General features: G+C 71.1%; 9 protein-coding genes. 8 read left to right on the top strand and 1 reads right to left on the bottom strand.

The features are described from left to right. The first annotated feature begins 236 nt into the window (after nucleotides 1-236). From ACNFOC_RS23570 to ACNFOC_RS23535, 8 genes are all read left to right on the top strand, one after another. Nucleotides 237-1,034, top strand: coding sequence for an acetoacetate decarboxylase family protein (locus ACNFOC_RS23570; RefSeq protein WP_416961086.1), 798 nt, complete (start codon nucleotides 237-239; stop codon nucleotides 1,032-1,034). Beyond that, on the top strand, nucleotides 1,034-1,918 hold the full coding sequence (locus ACNFOC_RS23565; RefSeq protein WP_416961085.1) for an SDR family NAD(P)-dependent oxidoreductase: 885 nt from the start codon (nucleotides 1,034-1,036) through the stop codon (nucleotides 1,916-1,918). Before ACNFOC_RS23570 ends, ACNFOC_RS23565 begins: the two co-directional genes overlap by 1 nt. Before the next feature lie 10 nt (nucleotides 1,919-1,928). Continuing rightward, entirely contained in the window at nucleotides 1,929-3,212 is a 1,284-nt protein-coding gene (locus ACNFOC_RS23560; protein WP_416961084.1) for an amidohydrolase family protein, read from the top strand. After that, a complete protein-coding gene (locus ACNFOC_RS23555) occupies nucleotides 3,209-4,465 on the top strand; it encodes an amidohydrolase family protein (RefSeq protein ID WP_416961083.1) in 1,257 nt (418 codons plus the stop codon). The genes ACNFOC_RS23560 and ACNFOC_RS23555 overlap by 4 nt, the downstream gene beginning before the upstream one ends. Nucleotides 4,466-4,490: 25 nt before the next feature. Continuing rightward, on the top strand, nucleotides 4,491-5,225 hold the full coding sequence (locus ACNFOC_RS23550; RefSeq protein ID WP_416961082.1) for a VIT1/CCC1 transporter family protein: 735 nt from the start codon (nucleotides 4,491-4,493) through the stop codon (nucleotides 5,223-5,225). Between the two features lie 125 nt (nucleotides 5,226-5,350). Beyond that, the gene (locus ACNFOC_RS23545) at nucleotides 5,351-6,229 is read left to right on the top strand and encodes a sterol desaturase family protein (RefSeq protein ID WP_416961081.1); all 879 of its coding nucleotides are present in this window, start codon (nucleotides 5,351-5,353) and stop codon (nucleotides 6,227-6,229) included. Next, entirely contained in the window at nucleotides 6,226-6,933 is a 708-nt protein-coding gene (locus ACNFOC_RS23540) for a lysoplasmalogenase (protein ID WP_416961080.1), read from the top strand. Before ACNFOC_RS23545 ends, ACNFOC_RS23540 begins: the two co-directional genes overlap by 4 nt. Nucleotides 6,934-6,975: 42 nt before the next feature. Continuing rightward, nucleotides 6,976-8,022, top strand: a complete 1,047-nt coding sequence (locus ACNFOC_RS23535) for a zinc-dependent alcohol dehydrogenase family protein (protein ID WP_416961079.1) — start codon at nucleotides 6,976-6,978, stop codon at nucleotides 8,020-8,022. 60 nt (nucleotides 8,023-8,082) lie between these two features. On the opposite strand, the gene ACNFOC_RS23530 is transcribed toward ACNFOC_RS23535, so the two are convergent. Continuing rightward, entirely contained in the window at nucleotides 8,083-9,093 is a 1,011-nt protein-coding gene (locus ACNFOC_RS23530; RefSeq protein ID WP_416961078.1) for a CopD family protein, read from the bottom strand. Between the last annotated feature and the right edge of the window lie 36 nt (nucleotides 9,094-9,129).

Raw genomic sequence — 9,129 nt, 5'->3', positions numbered from 1 at the left:
ACGCGAAGACATTGCGCGCGGTCAGACCCGCCATGGCCCACCGTGTGGTCCGGAAGAATCCGTCGATCGCGTCGGCCTCGGCGGGGAACTGTTCCTTCAGACGCGCACGGAACCGTTCCTTCGTGGCCGTTCGGGTCCGCCGAACGCACGCGCGCGTGGCTATGGACCTTTTGCCCGCCCGGTGCAAGCGTGCTGCCCGCCTGACGGATGACGGCCTACGAAGGGCGGTACGGCGTATGGCACGCGTACGGTACGGCGCACGGACCGAGGCGGAGATCGCCGCCGCACGCACAGCGAGCTCCAAGCTCCCCGACATCTGGTCCACCGGTGTGGTGGCCGTCTGGGAGAGCGACCCGGACGCGGTCGCGGCGGTCCTCCCGCCGCCCCTCAAGCCCACCGGGCGGCCCCTGGTCCGGGCGAACATCAGCAAGGTCGAACTGGCCGGATACCCCCTGGGCGCGGGCTCGTTCGCGGTCGCCGCCGCGCACGACGGCGTCGAGGGCTGGTACCCCCTGGTGATGCCGATGACCCACGAACGGGCCCTCACCGGCGGACGCGAGGTCTTCGGGGAGCCCAAGAAACTCGGCGAGGTGACCGTCGAACGCGTCGGCCTCGTCGTGCACGCGTCCCTCGCCCGGCACGGCATCGCCTTCGTCGAGGTCCGGGGCGCGATCAGCGAGGAACTGCCCCTCCCGGAGCCGACGCAGAAGACCGACTTCTACTTCAAGTTCCTTCCCGCGGTGGACGGTTCGGGCTTCGACGCCGACCCCGTGCTAGTGCACTGCCTGCGCAACGAGAAGGTCCGCCGCCTGGAGCGCGTCACCGGGGACGTCGTCCTGCGCGAGTCCATGTACGACCCCGTCGCCGACCTCCCGGTACGCACCCTCGTCGACATCACCATCGGCGAGAAGACCAGCGACCAGCGCGGCAAGGTCGTCGAACGGGTCGACGCGCGCGCCCTGTTGCCGTACATCCACCAGCGCTACGACGACCCGCAGCAGATCCACGACGGACCGCCCGAGGGGAGTGCGTAATGGAGTTGAGGGAGGGTCAGGTCGCCGTCGTCACCGGGGCCGCGAGCGGGATCGGGCTCGCGATGGCACGGCGGTTCGCCGCCGACGGGCTCAAGGTGGTGCTCGCCGACGTCGAGGAGGGCGCCCTCGACAAGGCCGCCGCCGATCTGCGCGCCGACGGTGCCGACGTGCACGCACGCGTGGTCGACGTCGGCGTACGTCAACAGGTCCTGGATCTCGCCGAGTCGGCCTACGAGACGTACGGCGCCGTCCACGTCCTGTGCAACAACGCCGGGGTCGGCTCGGGCGCCGAGGGCCGCATGTGGGAGCACGAACCGAACGACTGGCAGTGGGCGTTCGCCGTCAACGTGTGGGGCGTCTTCCACGGCATCCAGGCGTTCGTGCCGAGGATGATCAAGTCCGGTCAACCCGGTCATGTCGTCAACACGTCCTCCGGGGACGGAGGCATCGCCCCACTGCCCACCGCCTCCGTGTACGCCGTCACCAAGGCGGCCGTCGTGACGATGACCGAGTCCCTGTACGCCCATCTCAAGGCGGAGCACGCGCGCGTGGGTGCCTCGGTGCTGTTCCCGGGGCCGCACATGCTGCGCACGGGCCTGTGGGAGTCACACCGCAACCGGCCCGACCGGTTCGCGAAGGAGCGGCCCCGCAGGACCCCGTACCGCAGCCTCGACCAGTGGGAGAGCGCGATGGAGGCAGCGGGCAAGGAGGTCGCCTTCACGCCCGTCGAGGAGGTCGCCGGCCTCGTCGTGGACGGCATCCGCGCGGACCGCTTCTGGCTGCTGCCCGAGAGCGAGCACAGCGACGCCCAGATCCGGGCACGCGCGCGTTCCATGCTCGACCGCTCGAACCCGTCGTACCTAGAGAGCTTCATCCTGGACTGAGGGGGCTGTTGTGACCGACCAGGAGCCGTACCTGATCATCTCCTCCGACTGCCACGCCGGGCTGCCCACCGAGGAGTACCGGCCCTATCTGGACGCCCGGTTCCACCGGGACTTCGACGAGTTCCTCGCCGGACGCGACCGGCGCCGCGAGGAGATGACCCGGCTCGGCATCCGCAACGAGGCGTTCGCGGCCAAGTGGTTCCAGGACAACGAGGAGGGCCTGCGCGGGGGTTGGGACACCGCGCAGCGCCTCAAGGAGCTGGACGGGGACGGGGTGGCCGCCGAGGTGGTCTTCCCGGACGCGGATGCCGTGGACAGCCAGACCGCCGCGCCCTTCGGGGTCGGTCTCGGCCTTTCCGGCGACCAGGACCCGGAGTTGGGCATGGCGGGCGCCCAGGCGCACAACCGCTGGCTCGCCGACTTCGTCTCCGAAAACCCCGAACGGCACTGCGGTGTCGCCCTGTTGCCCGTGACGGCCCCTACGGAGAAGGTCGTCGCGGAGATCCACCGCGCCAAGGAGTCAGGCCTCGGCGCCCTGATGATCCCCTCCATGTGGGTCGACAAGGAGCCCTACCACGACCGCCGTTACGACCCGGTGTGGGCGGCAGCCGCCGAGTGCGGGATGCCCGTGCTCACGCACTCCGGGGCAGCTCCCCGCCACGAGTACGGCGACCATCTGGGCATCTACGTGAGCGAAGTGACCTGGTGGCCCGCCCGGCCGCTCTGGTTCCTGCTCTGGTCCGGGGTCTTCGAGCGTCACCCGGGCCTCAAGTTCGGTGTCGCGGAGTCGGGTTGCTGGTGGCTGCCGAACCAACTGTGGTTCATGGACCGCCTCTACCTGGGCGCCCACGGCGGCAAGAAGCTCTCACCCTTCGCCGAGCTGAAACGGCCGCCGAGCGAATACCTCGACCGGCAGGTGTTCATCTGCGCCACCAACACCAAGCGCCGCGAACTCGCCCAGCGGTACGAGATCGGCGTCGACAACATCCTCTGGGGCAGCGACTTCCCGCACCCCGAGGGCACCTGGCCCGACACGCGCGCGTGGCTGCGCCGCACCTTCCACGACATCCCGGTCGACGAGACCCGCCGCATGCTGGGCCTCGCGGCGGCGGACACCTTCGGCTTCGACGTGGCGGCGCTGGAGCCGCTGGCCCGCCGGATCGGCCCGACCCCCGCCGAACTCGGCCAGCAGGACGACCAGGCGGCCGTGACGGCGTCCTGGGCGCGCTCGCGCGAGGTCGGGCGGCACTGGCTGACCGACCACGACTTCCCGGTCCTGGGGGCGACGCCATGACCTCCACGGGCTCCCTGGGTTCCGACAGCGCGGACCGGTACACGGTCATCTCCGCGGACTGCCACGCGGGCGCCGATCTCCTGGACTACAGGCCCTACTTGGAGAAGCGGTACCACGACGAGTTCGACGCGTGGGCGGCCACGTACGTCAACCCCTACGAGGACCTGGTCGCCGACACGGCCGACAAGAACTGGAACTCCGGGCGGCGGATCGCGGAGCTGGAGGAGGACGGGATCGTCGCGGAGGTCGTCTTCCCGAACACCATCCCGCCGTTCTTCCCGTCCGGCTCCCTGATGGCACCCGCGCCCACCGCCGAGGAGTTCCGGCGCCGCTGGGCCGGCCTGCGCGCCCACAACCGCTGGCTGGCGGACTTCTGCGCGGCGGCGCCGGGCCGGCGGGCGGGTGTCTTCCAGATCCTCCTCAACGACGTCCAGGAGGCCGTCCAGGAGATCCGGTGGGCGGTCGAAGCGGGCCTCCGGGGCGGCCTGTTGCTGCCCGGCACCCCGCCGGGCTCGGGACTGCCGGAGCTGTACTCGTCGACGTACGACCCGATCTGGGCCGTCTGCGCGGAACTCGGCGTCCCCGTCAACCACCACGCGGGCTCGGCCTCCCCGCCCCTGGGCGACGAACCGGCCGCCCGCGCGGTGTACATGGTCGAGACGACCTGGTTCTCGCACCGCGCCCTGTGGCACCTGATCTTCGGCGGCGCCTTCCGCCGTCACCCGGACCTGAAGCTGGTGCTGACCGAGCAGGGCTCCGGCTGGATACCCGGGGTGCTCGACATGCTGGACTACTACCACGGGCGGCTGGTCGCGGCGGCCACGAAGGCATCGACCGCGGAGTCCAAGTTCGGCGCGGGGCTTGCCACTTCGATGGGCAAGGGTCCCTCGGAGGTATGGCGCGACAACTGCTTCGTAGGCGCCAGTTTCATGCGCCCCCACGAGGTGCCCCTGCGTGACCGCATCGGCATCGAGAAGATCATGTGGGGGAGCGACTACCCACACGACGAGGGGACGTACCCGTACTCCAGGGAGGGCCTGCGCTTCGCCTACGCGCGCGTGCCGCGCGACGAGGTCGCCGCCATGGTCGGCGGCAACGCGGCCCGCGTCTACGGCTTCGACCTCGACACCCTGGACCCGATCGCGGCGAAGGTCGGCCCCACGGTGACCGAGATCGCGGAGCCCCTCGCCGAACCACCGGCGGGCGCGACGAGCCCGGTGTTCGCGCGGGGAGCGTCGGTACGGGTGTGGTGACACCGGGGGTGGGATCCTTCGCGGTGTGACGGAACCGACCAACGACGAGGCCCACGGCGAGAACCATGACGAGGCCCATGACGGCTCCCTGGGCTCGCGGCTGAACTGGCTGCGGGCCGCGGTCCTGGGAGCCAACGACGGCATCGTGTCCACCGCCGGTCTCGTCGTCGGCGTGGCCGGCGCCACGGACGACCGCTCGGCACTGCTGACGGCCGGCCTCGCGGGCCTCCTCGCCGGCTCCATGTCGATGGCGGCGGGAGAGTACGTATCCGTATCGACGCAGCGCGACTCGGAGAAGGCCGCCCTGGACCTGGAGAAGCGTGAGCTGAAGGAGCAACCGGAGGCCGAACTGGAGGAGTTGACCGAACTCCTCCAGGACCGCGGTCTGACCCGTGAGGTGGCCATGGAGGCGGCGGCCCAGCTCACGGAACGCGACGCGCTGCGCGCCCACGCGCGCGTGGAGCTCAACATCGACCCCGACGACCTCACCAACCCCTGGCACGCGGCCTGGGCGAGCTTTCTCTCCTTCACGGTCGGTGCGCTGCTGCCGCTGCTGGCGATCGTCCTGCCCCCGGCCGACTGGCGCCTCGGCGTCACCGTGGTGTCGTCACTGGCCGCGCTGGTCCTGACGGGCTGGAGCAGCGCACGGCTCGGGACGGCGGACACGAGGCCGGCGATGCTGCGGAACGTGGTGGGCGGGGCACTGGCGATGGGGGTCACCTATGCGGCGGGTGCGTTGCTGGGCGCGGCCGGGGTGTAACGACCCACAGTCCGGGCGCAGCGGACACATTGGCGGAGATCGCCAACAAGCAAGCGCGTACCCCAGGTAATACTTGTGGGTAACAACGTCTAGGCGTGGTCGATTTACGGTCCTACGGTTCACCCATGCCGAACCTGCCCGATGCCGTGCTCTGGTCGATACCCGCCTTCGTGCTGCTCACCGTGATCGAGATGATCAGCGTGCGCGTCCATCCCGACGAGGACGCGGCGGGCTACGAGACGAAGGACGCCGTCACGAGCGTCGGCATGGGCCTCGGGAGCCTCGTCTTCGACTTCCTCTGGAAGATCCCGATCGTCGCGATCTACACGGCGATCTACGAACTCACCCCGCTGCGCGTGCCCGTCCTGTGGTGGACGGTCCCGCTGATGCTGCTCGGGCAGGACTTCTTCTACTACTGGTCCCACCGCGGCCACCACGTCATCCGCATCCTGTGGGCCTGTCACGTCGTCCACCACTCCAGCCGCAGGTTCAACCTCACCACGGCCCTGCGCCAGCCCTGGACGACCCTCACGGTGTGGCCGTTCTACGTCCCGCTCATCGCCCTGGGCGTGCATCCCGCCGCGCTGGCCTTCTGCTCCTCGGCGAACCTCGTCTACCAGTTCTGGATCCACACCGAGCGGATCGACCGGATGCCCCGCTGGTTCGAGTTCGTCTTCAACACCCCGTCCCACCACCGGGTCCACCACGCCTCCCAGGGCGGCTATCTGGACCGCAACTTCGGCGGCATCCTCATCGTCTGGGACCGGCTCTTCGGGTCCTTCGTGCCGGAGGTCGATCGGCCTGTCTACGGGTTGACCAAGAACATCAACACGTTCAACCCGATCAAGGTGGCCACCCACGAGTACGTCGCCATCGCCAAGGACCTGAAGGCGGCGACCAGTTGGCGCGAGCGCGCGGGGCGCGTGTTCCGGGGACCGGGCTGGCAGCCGGTGCCCGTCCCGGAGCAGAGCGTCCCGGCCGCAGAGGAGACCGCGGCCGCGTGAGCCCACGTAGCGCCCACCCTGCCGTCGTTCGCGCACTCCTGCCCGTCCTCGGACTGGCCGTCTTCGTGGACCTGCTCTCGCTCGCCGTGGACTACGACCCCGGCCACACCGTCGCCAAGCCCCTCCTGATGCCGCTCCTCGCCGCGTACGCGGCCCTGCGCGGCGCACCCCGGCTCCTCGTCGCCGCGCTCCTCTTCGGCTGGGGCGGCGACACCCTGCTGCTCTCCGACACCGACCCCGCCTTCCTCGCCGGCATGGCCTGCTTCGCGGCGGGCCACCTCTGCTACCTCGCGCTCTTCAGGACGTACGGCAGCCCGAAAAGCGCTCCACGCGCGCGTGCCGGCCTCCTCGCCGTCGGGTACGCCGTCGCCCTGGCCGCAACCGTCACGCTGCTGTGGCCGGACCTCCCGGCGGACCTGCGGGTCCCCGTGGCCGGCTACAGCGCCCTCCTCACGGCGATGGCGTGCGCCGCGGCCGTCCGGCTGGGCCTCGTCGCCGGCCTCGGCGGGGCGCTCTTCATGGCCTCGGACACCCTCATCGCGACCGGCGTCGCCGACTGGCCGCAGCCGCCCAGGCCCGACTTCTGGATCATGCTGACGTACGTCGCCGCACAGTTCCTGCTGGTCCAGGGCGTGCTCAGCACCCTCGCCGAGCGCCGCGCACCGGCGGCGGCGTACCGTGAAGTGCGCTCGACCACCCCCTGAGCGCACCGCACCAGCACACCCGCGACGAGAAGGACCCTCGCCATGCGCGCCACCACCATCCACGCCCCGTTCGACATGCGCGTGGAGGACGTGCCCGAGCCCATGGTGCAGCTGCCCACCGACGCCGTGGTCCGGGTGCTGCGCGCGTGCATCTGCGGCAGCGACCTGTGGGCGTACCGCGGCGAGTCGGCCCGGCAGCCGGGGCAGCGCATCGGGCACGAGTTCCTCGGGATCGTGGAGGAGGCCGGCTCCGAGGTGGCCGGCGTCAGGACCGGCGACCTCGTGGTCGCGCCCTTCGTGTGGTCCGACGGCGTCTGCGACTACTGCCGCGAGGGCCTCACCACCTCCTGCGTGCACGGCGGTTTCTGGGGCGCCGTGGGCTACGACGGCGGTCAGGGCGAGGCGGTACGCGTGCCCTTCGCCGACGGCACCCTCGTACGGCTGCCGAAGGAGGCGGCCTCCGACGACCACCTGCTGTCCGCGCTGCTGACCCTGTCCGACGTCATGGGCACCGGCCATCACGCGGCCCTCGGCGCGGGCGTGCGCAAGGGCGCCACCGTCGCCGTCGTGGGCGACGGAGCGGTCGGCCTGTGCGCCGTGCTCGCCGCCAAGCGCCTCGGCGCCGAGCGGATCATCGCGCTCGGCCGCCACGAGACTCGTACGGACATCGCTCGCCGTTTCGGCGCCACCGACGTCGTCGCCGCACGCGGTGAGGACGCTGTCGCGGCCGTTCGCGAACTCACGCGCGGCCAGGGCGCGCACGCCGTCGTCGAGGCCGTCGGCACCGAGCAGTCCATGCGGACGGCCGTCGACATCACGCGCGACGGCGGCGCGATCGGCTTCGTCGGCGTGCCGCACGGCAGCGGCACCGGCCTCGACCTCGGGACCATGTTCGACCGGAACATCGCGCTGCGCGGCGGGGTCGCGCCGGTCCGCACGTACATCCCGGAGCTGCTGCCCGACATCCTGGACGGCACGATCGACCCCTCGCCCGTCTTCGACCTGACGGTCGACCTGGAGGGCGTGCCCGACGGCTACAAGGCGATGGACGAGCGCACGGCGCTGAAGGTCATGGTCACCAACGGTTGATCAATCATTGATGGCAGACGTCGACGGATTGATCAGTCGACGGATTGATCGATTGGTTGATCAATGCCAGCGGATCGGCAGCGGCAACGCCGTCAACAGTCCGGAGAGCATGACCACCACCCCCAGGGCGACGACCTCTGCCCGCGCGGGTGAGCAGGCGGTCAGCGGATCGGTGGCCCGCCGCAGCCGGTACCGCGCCCACAGCGCGAGCACGGCGACGGCGGCGACGAGGAGCACCTTGGCGAGCAGGGTGCGCCCGTACGCCGTCGTCGTCAGCTGGTCCAGGATCGTGCCGGCCGGCATCCGGCGCAGCGAACTCCACATCCCCGTAGCGGTGATCGCGGCCAGCAGTACGACCGCCACGCGCGCGTAGAGCCCCAACAGCGCGGCCCCCGCCTCGGTGCCCCGCCACTGCCGCAACGTCCGCAGCACGTGCAGCAGACCGCCCACCCACAGCGCCGCACACGTCAGGTGCACCAGGGTCAGTTCGGAGCCGACCAGGGGGCTGCGCTCGCTCGCCGGATGCACACGCAGCGCCTCCGCGAGGACCACGGCGGCGAGGGGCCACACCTGGAGGCCGGGTCTGCGCGACCGGGCGCACAGGGCCGCCACGGCGAACGCGTTGACCTCCAGGAGCGCCAACTTGCCGTCTCGCGACTGGTAGAGGCCGCCGACGTCGATCTGGGCGAGGCTGTGCGGCACCAGGTTGCCCGTCGCGACGACCGACGCGAGCCCCAGCGCGGCGACGAAACCGGCACCGGCCGCGTACGGGGCCCAGCTGCGGGGGCCGTCCGGGGGAGCGCCCGGCACGGTACGCGCCAGCCGGTTCACGAACAGCTCGCCCAGGGGGACGCACAGCGCACCGAACAACACCGCCCGCAGCAGCGCGATGCCCCCGGCACCGGGTGCGGCGGCCTCCCCGGTGTCGTGCAGCGCGGCGGACGGGCCGAGCAGCGGGACCAGCGCGGCGAGCACCACCAGGGCCAGGACGGCGACGGCCCGACGCGTACCGGAGCGCCGCCCGGAGCCGCTCGTGTCGGCCACTTCGACAGTCGGTCGTATCAAGGTCACCCCAAGATCTTCACCAGCCGTCACATAACCGGGCAA

It is taken from the genome of Streptomyces colwelliae (genome assembly GCF_048158785.1).
In the GTDB taxonomy this organism is placed as follows: domain Bacteria; phylum Actinomycetota; class Actinomycetes; order Streptomycetales; family Streptomycetaceae; genus Streptomyces.
Note: the sequence above shows the minus strand (reverse complement) of the source record. Positions and strands in the feature narration are given on the sequence as shown.

What these genes read in the sequence shown, in the direction of transcription:
- ACNFOC_RS23570 (WP_416961086.1), top strand. Translation starts at nt 237, where the DNA reads ATGGCACGCGTACGGTACGGCGCACGGACCGAGGCGGAGATCGCCGCC.
- ACNFOC_RS23565 (WP_416961085.1), top strand. Translation starts at nt 1,034, where the DNA reads ATGGAGTTGAGGGAGGGTCAGGTCGCCGTCGTCACCGGGGCCGCGAGC.
- ACNFOC_RS23555 (WP_416961083.1), top strand. Translation starts at nt 3,209, where the DNA reads ATGACCTCCACGGGCTCCCTGGGTTCCGACAGCGCGGACCGGTACACG.
- ACNFOC_RS23545 (WP_416961081.1), top strand. Translation starts at nt 5,351, where the DNA reads ATGCCGAACCTGCCCGATGCCGTGCTCTGGTCGATACCCGCCTTCGTG.
- ACNFOC_RS23535 (WP_416961079.1), top strand. Translation starts at nt 6,976, where the DNA reads ATGCGCGCCACCACCATCCACGCCCCGTTCGACATGCGCGTGGAGGAC.